Consider the following 12,914-nt stretch of genomic DNA (forward strand, 5'->3'; position numbering starts at 1 on the left):
ACGGGTGGCCCCGCCCCTTCGGGGCATGCGCCCGAGCCCATGATCACGACAGACTGCCGACGTGCCCCTGGACCCGGAGAACACCCCCGACGTCGACGTCCTCGTCGACCGGGGGTGCGCGCTCGCCGACATGGGCGACCACGAGCGGGCGGTCGAGCTCCTCGGGGCGGCGGCGGCGCACGGCGACCCGGCGGCGCTGCGCCACCTGGGCGCCTGCCTGGGCGTCCTCGGGCGCTGGGCGGAAGCCGCTGTGGTGCACCGCCGCGCGGCCGACGCCGGGCAGGACGCCGCCTGGCTCGACCTGGCGCGGGCACTGCTGCGACTGGGCTGCTGGTCGGAGGCGGAGGCTGCCGCCCGGACCGCCGTGAACCGCGGGGACGCCGGTGGCTGGGCCGCGCTGAGCGAGGCGTTGCAGGGCCAGGACCGGGCCCCGGAGGCCGAGCGGGCGTTCCGGGTGGCCGCCGAGCGCGGTGCGGACGCCGCGGCGTTGGAGCTGGCGTACCTGCTGCGGTCCTCCGGACGGCAGCTGGCGGCCTGGCACTGGGCACAGGCCGCCGCGGACGCCGGCAACCCGGTGGCCCGCGCCACCCTGGCCTGCTGGCGCTGGCAGGAGAGCCGCGACCTCGCGCTGGAGCCCGAGCTGCGGGCCGGCGCCGACCACCACCCGCACACCCGGACCGCCCTGGCCGACCTGCTGCGCAGCACCGGCCGGGTCGAGGAGGCCCGGGTGGTGCTGGAGCGGGGCGCGGCCCGCGGCGAGCTCGCGAGCTGGCTCCCGCTGGGCAACCTCTACCGGGATGAGCTCGACGACGCCGTCGCCGCCGAGGCCGCCTACCGGGCCGGTGTCGAGGGCGGTGACCTGCACGCGCACCACGACCTGGGGGTGCTGCTGCTGGAGACCGGTGACGTCGACACCGCCGTCGAGCACTTCTCCATCGCCGCCGCCGGCGGGGACGAGCTGGCGGCCCGGTTGCTGCGCGAGGTCCTCGCCGAGGAGGGCTGACCTACCAGCGCCCCGCGAAGTGGTGCACCGGCCCGTGCCCCGAGCCGACCCCGAGCGACTCCCCGGCCTGGAGCGCGGCCTGCAGGTAGTCGCGGGCCTCGTCGACCAGCGGAGCCCAGTCCAGCTCGTTGCCGGCGTGCCGTTCGCGGGCGGCCAGCGCGGCGAGCGCCGAGGACAGCGTGCACCCGGTGCCGTGGGTGGACGACGTCCGAACCCGGGGCCGCCGGGTCTCCAGCACCCCGCCGGCGGTCGCGAGGACGTCGACGCTCTCCTCGCCGCCCAGGTGTCCGCCCTTGAGCAGCACCGCCGCTGGCCCCAGCGCCAGCAGCGCGCGGGCCTGCGGGACCAGCTCCTCGACCGTCGTCGCCGGCGCCACGTCCAGCAGGGCCGCGGCCTCGGGCACGTTCGGGGTGAGCAGGTCGGTCACCGGCAGCAGGTCGGTGCGGACGGCGTCGACCGCCTCCGCTGAGATCAGCCGGTCGCCGCTGGTCGCCACCATCACCGGGTCGCAGACCACCGGCCCGCCCGGGCGGCCGGCCAGCGCCGCGGCGACCGTCCGCACGACGTCGGCGGTGCCCAGCATGCCGAGCTTGGTGGCGTGCACGGTGACGTCGTCGAGCAACGTGGCCAGCTGCTCGCCGACGAAGCCGGCCGGCACCGGGTGCACCCCGGTGACGCCGCGGGTGTTCTGCGCGGTCAGCGCGGTGAGCACCGCGGTGCCGTAGACGCCCAGGGCGCTGAAGGTCTTGAGGTCGGCCTGGATGCCGGCGCCGCCGCTGGGGTCGCTGCCGGCCACGGTGAGGGCCACGGCGGCGGTCATCGGGCCACCAGCTCCCCGGCCATCGCGGAGCGCAGGGTCCGGGCGGCGGCCGCCGGGTCGGCGGCGGCGCAGATGTCGGAGACCACGCAGATGCCGTCGACCCCGGTGCCGGCCACGGCGGCCGCCGTGGCGGCGGAGATCCCACCGATGGCCACCGACAGCAGCCCGCCGGCGCGGGCGCGGGCGGCCAGCGCCCGGGTGCCGTCGAGCTCCAGGGCGGCGCCCGCGTCCGGCTTGGTCGGGGTCGACCAGACCGGGCTCAAGCCGACCAGGTCCGCGGTGCCGGCGGGGAGGGCCAGGACGGCGTCCAGCTCGGCGGCGCTGCCGACGGAGACGCCGATCAGGGCGTCCGGGCCCAGGAGCCCGCGGACGTCGGCGGGTGGCAGGTCGTCCTGACCCACGTGCACGCCGTCGGCCCTGGTGAGCAGGGCGACGTCGACGGCGTCGTTCACGATCAGCCGCACGTCCGGGGTCGGCCGGAGCGCGTCCTGCACCGCGCGGGTGAGGGCGAGCAGGTCGCGGCGGCCGGCGGTCTTGTCCCGCACCTGGACGGCGGTCACGCCACCGGAGACGGCCGCAGCGACCACCTCGGGCACCGACCGGGGCGCACAGAGCAGCGTGTCGGTGACCAGGTAGAGCCGCGGGTCGAAGCCGGCCCTCATGAGGTGCGGACGTCGGCGCGGGCGAGCGCGTCGCCGTCGACCGCGTCGAGCGCGTCCAGCCACAGCGCGGCGAACGTGCCCGGGCCGGCGGCGAGCCCGGCGGCGGCCTCGGCGGCCAGCGCGACGTGCGCGTGGCCGGCCACGACGGCGGTGAGCGGGTCATCGGTGGTCGCGACGTAGGCGGCGACGATGCCGCCCAGCGCACAGCCGGCGCCGGTGGTGCGGGTGAGCAGCGGGGACCCGCCCCCCACCCGGACGACCCGGTCCCCGTCGGTGACGACGTCGACCGGGCCGCTGACGGCGACGATGCCGCCGGTCCGGCGGGCCAGCTCCTGCGCCGTCTGGAGCGCGGCCTCCGGGGAGTCGGTGCTCTCCACGCCGCGGCCGCCCTTGCCGGCGCCGGCCAGGGCGAGCACCTCCGAGGCGTTCCCGCGGACGACGGTGGGGCGCAGGCCGACCAGGTCGGCGGCGAGCTCGGTGCGGAAGGTGAGCCCGCCGACGGCCACCGGGTCCAGCACCCACGGGGTGCCTACGTCGGCTGCGGTGCGGGCGGCGAGCCGCATCGCCTCGGCGGTGCGCTGCTGCACCGTGCCCACGTTGACCAGCACCGCGGAGGCGACGGCGGCGAACTCGCCGGCCTCGGCCGGGTCGTCGACCATCGCCGGGGCCGCACCGATCGCCAGCAGCGCGTTGGCGGTGATCGTCTGCACGACCGTGTTGGTCAGGCAGTGCACCAGGGGTGCGGAGTCGCGCAGCGCCGTCCGGGCGGTGCGCAGGTCGATGAGGTCCATCGCAGTGACATCCCTTCGCCAGTACCAACTGGAGCAGGTTCGACGGGTGTGCTCTCAGTCCCCGGTGGGACACCCCGTGTCAGCCTTCGACGCTAACACCGACGTTCCCGCGGGAACGTCGCCGGGTCGCTGACCTGCGGGTTCTGTCGTACCCCGGTCCTAGCGTCGCGTCATGGGCGCAGTGGTGGCGGTGCGTGAGGTGTCCGGGCAGCGGTCGGTCGAGGAGCTGGCCCGGGAGATCCGGTCGGGGGCGGTGCGGCTGGCGGCGGCGACCGCCGCCTGGCTGCGACTGGTCGCGGAGTTCGACGCCCGGGAGGGCTGGGGCGAGGTCGGCGTCAAGAGCTGCGCGCACTGGCTGGCCTGGCAGTGCGGGATGGGCCCCGGTGCCGCGCGGGAGCACGTGCGGGTCGCCCGGGCGCTGGGCTCGCTGCCGGTGACGGCAGAGGCGTTCGCCACGGGCCGGTTGTCCTACTCGAAGGTCCGGGCGATCACCCGGGTCGCTGACGCGGGCACCGAAGTGGAGCTGGTCGAGCTGGCACGGCACGCCACGGCGTCCCAGGTCGAGCGGGTGGTGCGGGCCTGGCGCCGGTCGGACGCCGTCGACGAGGAGCTGGTCGCGGAGAAGCGGTCCTTCCAGTGGCACTGGGACGCCGACGGGATGCTCGTGCTCCAGGTCCGGATGGACGGTGAGGCCGGTGTGGCGCTGCTGGCCGCGGTCGAGTCGCTGGCCGAACGCGACGCCCGCCGGGAACGCGCCGCCGCGACCCGGGCGGCCGCGGCGGCCGCCGACTGCCCGGCGGACCCGGAGACGTTCCCGCGGGAACGGATGAGCGCCCGGCGCTGCCGGGCGCTGGCCCAGCTGGCCGAGGTCGCCGCCGACACCGGCCGGCGGGCGGGCGACCCGCCACGCCGGGAGGTGGTGGTGCACGTGGACGCCGACGTCCTGGCCGACGACGCCGCCGCTGGACGGGCGCACCTGGAGGGCGGCCCGGCGCTCTCGCCGGCGCAGGTCCGGCGGATGGCGTGCGAGGCCGCGCTGACGGTGATCGTCGAGCGGCACGGCCAGCCGCTGGCGCTCGGACGGCGTCGGCGACTGGCCACCCGCGTGCAGCGGCGGGCGCTGCTGGCCCGGGATGGCGGTTGTGCCCGGCCGGGCTGCACCGAGACCCGGATCGAACGGCTGCACGCCCACCACCTCGCCCCGTGGCGGCTGGGCGGCCGCACCGACGTCTCGGCGATGGTGCTGCTCTGCGACGTCGACCACGGACTGGTGCACGACGAGGGGCTCGAGCTCACCCGACGGGGTCGTGAGCTGGTGGTCCACGACGGAGCCGGGCAACGGGTCTGGGGCCCGGCCGACCCCACCTTCGCCGTCGGTCTGCCCGCGAGGGAGGCCACGTCGCCACGACCGCTGCTGACCCTCGTGCCGGACGCCGCACTCCCGGACGCCTGGCCGGCCGGCGGTGAACGGATGGACCTGGGGCACGTCGTCTGGGCGCTGCTGGCCCACCGCGAGCACCTGCGGCGGGCGGCGTCCTGACGGCTTGCGACGATGCACCGGTGACCGATGCACCCGCCCTGCGCGAGGCCGCCTTCGCCGAGCTGACCCCCGCCGAGCTCTACGGGATCCTGCGGCTCCGGGTCGACGTCTTCGTCGTGGAGCAGGCCTGCCCGTACCCCGAGCTGGACGGCCGGGACGCCGAGCCGACCACCGTGCACCTCTGGCACGAGGCCGATGACGGCACCGTGCTGTCCACCATCCGGGTGCTGACCAACGGCGAGGACCGGGCGATCGGCCGGGTCGCCACGGCGGAGGGTGCCCGGGGTCGAGGACTGTCGGCCCAGCTCGTCGCCCGGGGCATCGAGCTGTGTGAGGGCCGGCGCATCGACATCGGCGCGCAGGCGTACCTGGAGTCCTGGTACGAGCGGTTCGGGTTCCGTCGCTCCGGGCCGGACTACGTCGAGGACGGCATCCCCCACCTGCCGATGCGGCTCGGTCAGCGTTAGTCGGCGCCGGTCAGCGAGGTGGCGGGCAGCCAGTCCGCGTCGAGGAGCTCGGCGATCTGCTGCAGCCCGGCGGTGTCGCCGCCGGCGGTCGAGCCGGTGACCGCCAGCCGCTCGACCATCACCCGGGCCACGTCCTCCTCCACGGTGTCCTGGGCGAACGCGACCCGCCACGGTGAGACCTGGTGGTCGCGGTGCGTGCGGCCGGTCACCTGCCGGGCCGCGATCCCGGAGAACCGTGGCTGGTGGAACAGCCCGACCCGCGGCGTGGTCGACGCAGCGCGGCCCCCGGGCAGCACCTCACCGGCGTGCAGGCTGATCGAGGCGGTGACGGTGAACACGCACACCGGCGCCTCCCCGGCCTGGAAGCGCAGCCGCTCGGCCTCCACGTCGAAGCGGTCCCGCCCGTAGATCGAGGCGACGGCGACGCCGCCGTCCAGCAGGGCCTCCCGGATCGGGTCGGCTGCGGTCTCGACGAACTCCACCGACACCGCGACCTGCCGGTCGGCCTCCACCTGGGCCTTCACCCAGTCGACCGTCGCCGCCGCCCGGATCAGCCCGGCCTTCTGCCGGAACCGCAGCAGCGCCGCCCGGCCGCGCGCGGTCTCCCGCTTCCGGCGGGCCAGCTGCATCTCCGCCCGGAACTCCGACCACTCGGCCTCGTACTGCGCGCGCTCGGCCGGGGTCAGCTCGACCGGGGTGCCGGTGACCGACACCGGTCCCCACGGGGCGGGGCGGTGCAGCGTGGCGGGCGGGTCGGTGTCGGCCAGCCAGCTGCGCAGCCGGGTCAGGTCGGCCCGCCGCTCCTCGGCGTCCTCGGTCCAGCTCCAGCCGTAGCGGGCACGTTCCACGTGGAACCCGTGCGCCGCGAGCCGGCTGGGCAGGTCGGCCCACTCCTTCAGCGGTTCCCCGTGGACGGCGGCGAAGTGCGGCGCCAGGTAGGGCAGCTCCAGCGGGGTGTGTGCCGGGGTCGCGGTGGCCAGCAGCACGTAGGGCGCGTCCTTGACCCGGCCGGCGCCGGAGACCGACTTCCAGTGCTTCCAGCGCTGGGTCGTGGTGTGCCGCACCATGTGGGCCTCGTCGGCGATCACCACGTCGAACCGCGTGCCGGTCGCCTTGGTCAGCCCGGCCACCTTGCCCAGCCGGTCCCAGGTGGTCACGCACCAGCGCAGGTCGCTGTCGCCGAAGGCCGCGATGGAGCGGGCCCAGTGCGGCACCGTGATCGCCGCCGGCCGGTCGGCGACCACGAGCACGGTGCGCACCGGCCGTCGGGTGGCGATCTGCCCCACCGCGAGGACGGCGGTGCCGGTCTTGCCCACGCCCGGGTCATCGCCGAGCAGGAACATCCGCCCGCCGGCCGCCTCGTGCGCGGCGATGACCGCTGCCCCGCTGACCTGCTCCGGCCGCGGCGACATCGGCCGGCCCGCCGGCACCGGGCGGGGCTCGGCGTTCAGCTCGTCCTCCAGGAACCGCTCCAGGCTGTACGGCGGCGGGTCGTAGGGCGCCAGCGCCGCGGGCAGCGTGGCGCCCACGTACACGTGCGCGGACAGGCCGGCGTGCCAGCTCGCCCCCGGCGCCGGGGCGCGGAACGGCACGGCGAGCACCCAGACCCGCTCCCCCGGCCCGGCGACCGGCAGCTCGGCCCCGGCCTTCGGTGCGGCCTTCGGGGCGGCCTTCCGGGGGGCAGCCTTCTTCGCGGCTGCCTTCCGCGGCGCCGCCGTCCGGGTGGTCGTCGTGGTGCTGCGGGTCGAGCTGGTGGGGCGCCGTCGGCGTCCGGGCACGGGGTTCTCCTGGGAGTCGACGACCGGTTCCTCGACGCTACGGGCGCCCACCGACAGCCAGGCGCAGCGACATGTGCTGCGATCAGCGCATGACCGAGGACATCCGCCTGTCGGCCCGCACGCTCGGCGACTCCGGGCCCCGCGTGGTCTTCGTGCACGGCCTGTTCGGCCAGGGTCGCAACTGGACGACGATCGCCAAGGCGCTGGCCGCCGATGGGCACCGGGTCACCCTGCTCGACCTGCCCAACCACGGGCACTCGCCGTGGACCGACCGGGTCGACTACGGCGACATGGCCGAGTTCGTCGCCGCCGAGCTGGCCCAGCTGGGCGAGCCGGTGACGCTGGTCGGCCACTCGATGGGCGGCAAGGTGGCGATGCAGCTGGCGCTGCGCCGGCCCGAGCTGCTGCGCGCCCTCGTCGTCGTCGACATCGCCCCGACCGACTACCCCGAGTCCGGCGGCCGCACCGAGGACCCGGACGAGGAGGCCTCCCCGTTCGCCGCCTTCATCACCGCCATGCAGGGCATGGACCTCGACCGGCTGGAGACCCGGGAGGACGCCGACCAGGCGCTGCGCGCCGCCGTCCCCAGCACGATGGTCCGGTCCTTCCTGCTGCAGAGCCTGGTTCGGGACGGCGTCGGGGAGGGCGACGGCTGGCGCTGGCGGCTGAACCTGGAGACCCTGGCCCGCGACCTGGGCGAGCTGCGCCGGTTCCCCGACCCGCCGCCGGGGGCCAGCTACGAGGGCCCGGTGCTCTGGATCGCCGGCGCGAACTCCACCTACGTGCTGGAGGAGGACCGGCCGCGGATGGACGAGCTGTTCCCGACGACCCGGCTGGTCCGGGTGAAGAACGCCGGGCACTGGGTGCACTCCGAGCAGCCCGAGGTGTTCCTGGAGACCGTGCGCCGGTTCCTCGCGCAGGTCGAGGGGTGACCTGGCCCCGGCCGGTACCGCTGATCGGCGACGGCACCGCGGCGTCCGAGCGCGCGGCCGACCCCGCCGGCTGGGCGTTGCCGGCCGCCGACCGGGCCGGGCTGTACCGGACGGTCGAGGCCCGCCGCGACGTCCGGCGGTACCGGCCGGACCCGGTGCCCGACGAAGTGCTCACCCGGGTGCTCACCGCCGCGCACCAGGCGCCGTCGGTCGGGCACAGCCAGCCGTGGCGGTTCGTCGTCGTCCGGGACACCGGCATCCGGGACACCGCCGCCGTCCTCACCGACCGGGAGCGACTGCGACAGGCCGCCCAGCTCGACCCCGACGCTGCCGCCCGGCTGCTGGACCTGCAGCTGGCCGGCGTCCGGGAGGCACCACTTGGCGTCGTCGTCTGCTGCGACCGGCGGACGCCGGCGGCCGGGGTGCTGGGCCGGGCGACCTTCCCCGACGCCGACCTGTGGAGCTGCGCCACGGCGATCCAGAACCTGTGGCTGGCCGCCCGAGCCGAGGGACTGGGCGTCGGCTGGGTGACGCTGTTCCGGCCCGAGGAGCTCGCCGACCTGCTCGGGCTGCCCGACGGGGTGGTCACCCTCGGCTGGCTGTGCCTGGGCTGGCCCGACGAGCGCCCGCCGGCCCCTGGCCTGGAGCGCGCCGCCTGGTCGCGCCGGCAGCCGCTGTCCGACGTCGTCCTGGCCGACCGGTGGCCGACGGAGGAGGCCGCGCCCGCGCCGCCGCCGTCCCGGTTGCGCAGCCCGGCGCCCGAGCAGGTCGTCGGCGCCCGGGACGACGCTGACCGGCTGCTCACCCCACCGGGGTCGCTCGGCGTGCTCGACGGCGCGGTCGCCCGGGCGGTGGCGCTGGGCCGGGGCGACCTGACCGGGGGCGTGCTGCTGCTCGCCGCAGCCGACCACCCGGTCACCGCGCACCACGTCTCGGCCTATCCGGGCTCGACGACCCGGGACGTCACCACCGCCGCGGTCGCCGGGGTCGCCCTGGGCGCCACCGCCGCCCGGTCGGCGGGGCTCGGCCTCGTCGTGGTGGACGCCGGCGTCACCGGCCCTGCGGTGCCCGGGGCGGTCGCTGCCCGGCCGGCCGGGGCCCGCGGGGACCTGGTGAGCGGGCCGGCGATGACGGCGGCGGACACCGCGGCGCTGCTCGCGGCCGGTCGGGCGCTGGGCGCCGAGCACGGCCGGGCCGGGCTGGTCGCCCTCGGGGAGGTCGGCGTCGGCAACACCACGGTCGCCGCCGCGCTGGCCGCCGCACTGTTGCACGTGGAACCAGCCGAGGTCGCCGGGCTCGGGTCCGGGGCGGACGCGGTCATGGTGGAGCGCAAGCGGGACGTCGTCGCGGCGGCGCTGGCCCGGGCGGGCACCGACCTGGACCCGCAGACCGCGCTGGCCGAGCTGGGCGGCCCGGAGCTGGCCGTGCTCGCCGGGGTGGTGCTGGGGGCGGCGGAGGCCGGGGCGGTCGTCGTCCTGGACGGCTTCGCCACCGCGGTCGCCGCGCTGGTCGCCGTCCTGCTGGAGCCGGCGGCGCAGTCGGCGCTGGTGGCCGGCCAGCGCAGCCGGGAACGCGGCTGCGACGCCGTCCTGCAGGCCCTCGGCTGTGAGCCGCTCCTGGACCTGCGGCTGCGCGCCGGCGAGGGGGTGGGCGCGGTGCTCGCCGCCGGGCTGCTGCTGCAGGGGCTGCGGCTGCGCCGGGAGACCGCCCGGGTCGACTCCTAGCGCGGTGCGGCGTCCACCCGGATGGCGATGAGGGCGACGTCGTCGTCGGCACCGGCGGCGGGCAGCAGCGTCTGGACCACGCGGTCGCACAGCGCGTCCAGCCCCAGGCCGGCGGCGGCCGAGACCACCTCGACCAGGCGCCCGAGACCCTGGTCGAGGTCCCGGGCACCGGCCGGGCCGGCGCCGTTCTCGATGAGCCCGTCGGTGTAGAGCAGCAGGGTGGAGCCCGCCGGCAGCGCGCAGCGGTGCTCGGGGCGGGACCGGTCGGGCAGCACGCCCAGCGGCAGCCCGACCGGGTCGGTGAGGACCTCGACCCGGCCGTCGGCGTGCAGCAGCAGCGGCGGGGGGTGCCCCGCCGAGGACCAGCGGACGGCCCGGTCGGCGCCCGGGTCGGGCTGGATCTGGGCGACCAGGACGGTGGCGAACACGTCGTGCCCGAGGGTGTCGCAGGCGGCGTCCACGGCGGTCAGCACGGCGCCGGAGGCCGTGGTGCCGTCGTGGCCGGCCATCCGCAGCATCGTGCGCAGCTGGCCCATCGTGGCCGCCGCCTCGATGTCGTGGCCGGCGACGTCGCCGATGATCAGGCTGGTGGCGCCACGGGCGTCCAGGTAGGCGTCGTACCAGTCGCCGCCGACCAACTGGGCGTCCCCGGCCGGCTGGTAGCGGGCAGCCAGCTGCAGGTGGTCGGGCTGGGGCAGCACCGGTGGCAGCAGCGCGCGCTGCATGGTCTCCGACACCGACCGCTGCCACGCGTAGGCGAGGGCGTTCTCCACCACCAGCGCGGCGCGGTCGGCCATCGCGGTGACCAGTTCCTGCTCGACCGCGGTGTAGGGCACCGCTGCACCGGTCCGGGCGACCAGCAGCACCGCGATCACCGCACCCCGGCTGGTCAGGGGCGCGACGAGGGCGCTGCGCACCCCCAGTCGGGCAGCGGCGTCCTGCTGGGCGGGGGTGAGCGGCGCGCCGGAGGGCACGTCGATCAGCTCGACCCGGCCGGTCGCGGCCACGCGGCCGGGGCCCGAGGCCTCCCCGACCCGCCGTCCGGCACCGTGGACCCACTCCTCCAGGACGGCGAGCTGCTCGGGGTCGGAGTGGCGGACGGCGACCGGGGCGAGGCTGCCGTCGCGCTCCACGGTGCAGACGTAGGCGAAGTCGCCCAGTGCCGGGACGGCCAGCCGGGCGATCGCCTGCCAGACGCCCCCCGGCTCCAGACCGGAGGTGAGCAGGTCACCGATGCGCGACAGCAGGGCGGCGCGGTCGGCCTCGGCCCGGGCCTCCGCGCGGGCCAGCTCGGCCTGGGCGGTGGACACCCGCAGCGCGACCTCGCGGGAGGCGATGGCCGCGAGGTCCTCCAGCAGCTCGACGTCGTCCGCCGTCCACTCGTGGACGTCGGTGTCCACCACGCAGAAGCTGCCCAGCACCTGCCCGTCCGGGGTGTACACCGGGAAGCCGGCCCAGGCGCGGACGCCCACGCCACCGATCGACGAGATGTCCCGGGTCCGCTGGTCGGCGCTCACGTCGACCAGCACCATCGGGCTCCCGTCCAGCACGTGCTGGCAGAAGGACTCCTCGACGGTGGTCTGGCCCGGGCTGTCCGGGGCCATGCCCTGGTGGCTCAGCCAGTAGGCGCGCTCGTCGTCGACGACGGTGAGGAGGGCCAGCGGCGCCCCGGTCAGCCGCCGGGCGAGGGCGGTCAGCCGGTCGAAGGACTCCTCGGCAGCACCGTCGAGCAGGTCGGTGGCGCGCACGGCGGCCACCCGTTCGGGGGCGTTGACGATCTCCTGACCGATCACCGGGCAGGACGCGGAGGAGCTGCCGGGATCGGAGGGTGCACAACAGCAGTGAACACGACGCGCATGACGGTCCGGGGCCCGCGCGCGAGGAGGATGACGGGCCGGTGCCGGACGGCCATCCTGGTCCGGTGTCCGACGAATGGGTGCGCGCCCGCCTGCACCCGGCGTTGCGCCCGTTCGTGGCCGGTGCGGTGGGCTACCGGTACGGCGGGTCCGCGTCCGGGGTGCACCGCGGGCTGCCCTCCCCGTCCCTGACCTTCGTGGTCACCCTGGACGAGCCGCTGCTGCTCGCGGCGCACCCCGATCCCCGGCAGGCACCGGACCGCTACGACGCGCTGCTGGGCGGGCTGCACACCCGTCCGGCCCTGATCACCCAGACCGGGTGGCAGGCCGGCGTCCAGCTGGCGCTCAGCCCCCTGGGTGCGCGGGCACTGCTCGGCCTGCCGGCGGGCGCGCTGGCCTCCCTCGACTGCCCGGTCGCCGACGTGCTCGGCACCGACGGTGCCGAGCTGGTCGACCGGGTGCGGTCCGCGCGGGACTGGACGGGCCGGTTCGCGGCCCTGGAGCACGTCCTCCTCCGCCGGCTCCAGGCCGACAGCGCGCCGGCCCCCGAGGTCGTCCAGGCCTGGCGGCTGACCCTCGCCTCCGGTGGGCGGCTGCGGGTCGCCGACGTGGCCGGGCGGGTGGGGTGGTCCGAGCGGCACCTGCTCACCCGGTTCCGCGCCGAGACCGGGCTGACCCCGAAGGAGGCGGCCCGCGTCGTCCGGTTCGACCGGGCCCGGCGGGCGTTGGCCGCCCGGGTGGCCGGCGGCGGCCCGCCCGACCTGGCCGCGCTCGCCGTCGCCACCGGCTACGCCGACCAGGCGCACCTGACCCGCGACTGGCGGGCGTTCAGCGGTCTCCCGCCGACCCGGTGGCTGGCCGCGGAGTTCGGAATCGTCCAAGACGGCCGGACGCCGGTGTCGACACCCTGAGCCCATGACCGACACCACCACCGCTCCCCCGCCCACCGTCTGGCCCGCCTTCCGGGCCCGGGACGCCCGGGCGGTCATCCGCTTCCTGGTCGACGCCCTCGGCTTCGAGGAGACCGCCGTGTACGGCGAGGGCGACGTCGTGCAGCACGCCCAGCTGGACTGGCCGCCCGGCGGCGGGGTGATGCTCGGTTCGGTGCGCGACGACGGCGGCTGGACGGTCGCCCCGGGCAGCACCGGCTGCTACCTGGTCAGCGACGACGTCGACGTGCTGTTCCATCGCGCGGTCGCGGCCGGCGCCGAGGTCTTCCGGCCACTGCAGGACACCGACTACGGCGGGCGCGAGTTCGCCGTCCGCGATCCGGAGGGCAACCTGTGGAGCGTCGGCACCTACCGGGGCGAACCCCGCCGGGGCTGAGCCCCGCTCGCTCCA

At 76.8% G+C, this 12,914-nt stretch carries 12 protein-coding genes and 1 riboswitch; of the genes, 7 read left to right on the top strand and 5 right to left on the bottom strand.

Annotation, left to right across the window (positions count from 1 at the left end):
• Positions 1-61 precede the first annotated feature (61 nt).
• Positions 62-1,003, top strand: a complete 942-nt coding sequence (locus tag O2W20_RS01300; RefSeq protein WP_269169945.1) for a UDP-N-acetylglucosamine-peptide N-acetylglucosaminyltransferase — start codon at positions 62-64, stop codon at positions 1,001-1,003.
• A gap of 1 nt (position 1,004) precedes the next feature.
• On the opposite strand, the gene thiD is transcribed toward O2W20_RS01300, so the two are convergent.
• From thiD to thiM, 3 genes are all read right to left on the bottom strand, one after another.
• Positions 1,005-1,823: a bifunctional hydroxymethylpyrimidine kinase/phosphomethylpyrimidine kinase gene (thiD, locus tag O2W20_RS01305; RefSeq protein WP_269169946.1), complete on the bottom strand. Its 819-nt coding sequence runs from the start codon at positions 1,821-1,823 to the stop codon at positions 1,005-1,007.
• Positions 1,820-2,485: a thiamine phosphate synthase gene (thiE, locus tag O2W20_RS01310; RefSeq protein ID WP_269169947.1), complete on the bottom strand. Its 666-nt coding sequence runs from the start codon at positions 2,483-2,485 to the stop codon at positions 1,820-1,822. Before thiE ends, thiD begins: the two co-directional genes overlap by 4 nt.
• Positions 2,482-3,276 carry a hydroxyethylthiazole kinase gene (gene thiM / locus O2W20_RS01315; protein ID WP_269169948.1) on the bottom strand — a complete coding sequence of 265 codons (795 nt, stop codon included), beginning with the start codon at positions 3,274-3,276 and terminating at the stop codon, positions 2,482-2,484. Before thiM ends, thiE begins: the two co-directional genes overlap by 4 nt.
• Positions 3,270-3,363: riboswitch (TPP riboswitch) on the bottom strand. Its footprint overlaps the gene before it by 7 nt.
• A gap of 85 nt (positions 3,364-3,448) precedes the next feature.
• Between thiM and O2W20_RS01320 the strand changes: the two genes are divergently transcribed.
• The gene (locus O2W20_RS01320) at positions 3,449-4,816 is read left to right on the top strand and encodes an HNH endonuclease signature motif containing protein (protein ID WP_269169949.1); all 1,368 of its coding nucleotides are present in this window, start codon (positions 3,449-3,451) and stop codon (positions 4,814-4,816) included.
• A 20-nt stretch (positions 4,817-4,836) separates the two neighbouring features.
• Entirely contained in the window at positions 4,837-5,283 is a 447-nt protein-coding gene (locus O2W20_RS01325; RefSeq protein ID WP_269169950.1) for a GNAT family N-acetyltransferase, read from the top strand.
• Here O2W20_RS01325 and O2W20_RS01330 read toward each other — a convergent pair.
• Positions 5,280-7,061, bottom strand: coding sequence for a helicase (locus tag O2W20_RS01330; RefSeq protein WP_269169951.1), 1,782 nt, complete (start codon positions 7,059-7,061; stop codon positions 5,280-5,282). The two genes, O2W20_RS01325 and O2W20_RS01330, sit on opposite strands and share 4 nt — an antisense overlap.
• A gap of 89 nt (positions 7,062-7,150) precedes the next feature.
• Between O2W20_RS01330 and O2W20_RS01335 the strand changes: the two genes are divergently transcribed.
• A complete protein-coding gene (locus tag O2W20_RS01335; RefSeq protein WP_269169952.1) occupies positions 7,151-7,993 on the top strand; it encodes an alpha/beta fold hydrolase in 843 nt (280 codons plus the stop codon).
• Positions 7,990-9,717, top strand: a complete 1,728-nt coding sequence (gene bluB / locus O2W20_RS01340; RefSeq protein ID WP_269169953.1) for a 5,6-dimethylbenzimidazole synthase — start codon at positions 7,990-7,992, stop codon at positions 9,715-9,717. Before O2W20_RS01335 ends, bluB begins: the two co-directional genes overlap by 4 nt.
• On the opposite strand, the gene O2W20_RS01345 is transcribed toward bluB, so the two are convergent.
• Positions 9,714-11,510 (bottom strand): SpoIIE family protein phosphatase, encoded by a 1,797-nt coding sequence (locus O2W20_RS01345; protein WP_269169954.1) that lies wholly within the window; start codon positions 11,508-11,510, stop codon positions 9,714-9,716. The two genes, bluB and O2W20_RS01345, sit on opposite strands and share 4 nt — an antisense overlap.
• Positions 11,511-11,638: 128 nt before the next feature.
• Here O2W20_RS01345 and O2W20_RS01350 point away from each other — a divergent pair, with 128 nt between their 5' ends.
• Together O2W20_RS01350 and O2W20_RS01355 are read left to right on the top strand one after the other, a co-directional pair.
• The gene (locus tag O2W20_RS01350) at positions 11,639-12,484 is read left to right on the top strand and encodes a helix-turn-helix domain-containing protein (RefSeq protein WP_269169955.1); all 846 of its coding nucleotides are present in this window, start codon (positions 11,639-11,641) and stop codon (positions 12,482-12,484) included.
• A gap of 4 nt (positions 12,485-12,488) precedes the next feature.
• Complete coding sequence (locus tag O2W20_RS01355; RefSeq protein WP_269169956.1) at positions 12,489-12,899, top strand: VOC family protein; 411 nt, start codon at positions 12,489-12,491, stop codon at positions 12,897-12,899.
• Positions 12,900-12,914: the final 15 nt, after the last annotated feature.

Source organism: Modestobacter sp. VKM Ac-2982, from assembly GCF_026967935.1.
In the GTDB taxonomy this organism is placed as follows: Bacteria; Actinomycetota; Actinomycetes; order Mycobacteriales; family Geodermatophilaceae; genus Modestobacter.

What these genes read in the sequence shown, in the direction of transcription:
- thiD (WP_269169946.1), bottom strand. Translation starts at nt 1,823, where the DNA reads ATGACCGCCGCCGTGGCCCTCACCGTGGCCGGCAGCGACCCCAGCGGC.
- thiE (WP_269169947.1), bottom strand. Translation starts at nt 2,485, where the DNA reads ATGAGGGCCGGCTTCGACCCGCGGCTCTACCTGGTCACCGACACGCTG.
- thiM (WP_269169948.1), bottom strand. Translation starts at nt 3,276, where the DNA reads ATGGACCTCATCGACCTGCGCACCGCCCGGACGGCGCTGCGCGACTCC.
- O2W20_RS01320 (WP_269169949.1), top strand. Translation starts at nt 3,449, where the DNA reads ATGGGCGCAGTGGTGGCGGTGCGTGAGGTGTCCGGGCAGCGGTCGGTC.
- O2W20_RS01335 (WP_269169952.1), top strand. Translation starts at nt 7,151, where the DNA reads ATGACCGAGGACATCCGCCTGTCGGCCCGCACGCTCGGCGACTCCGGG.
- O2W20_RS01355 (WP_269169956.1), top strand. Translation starts at nt 12,489, where the DNA reads ATGACCGACACCACCACCGCTCCCCCGCCCACCGTCTGGCCCGCCTTC.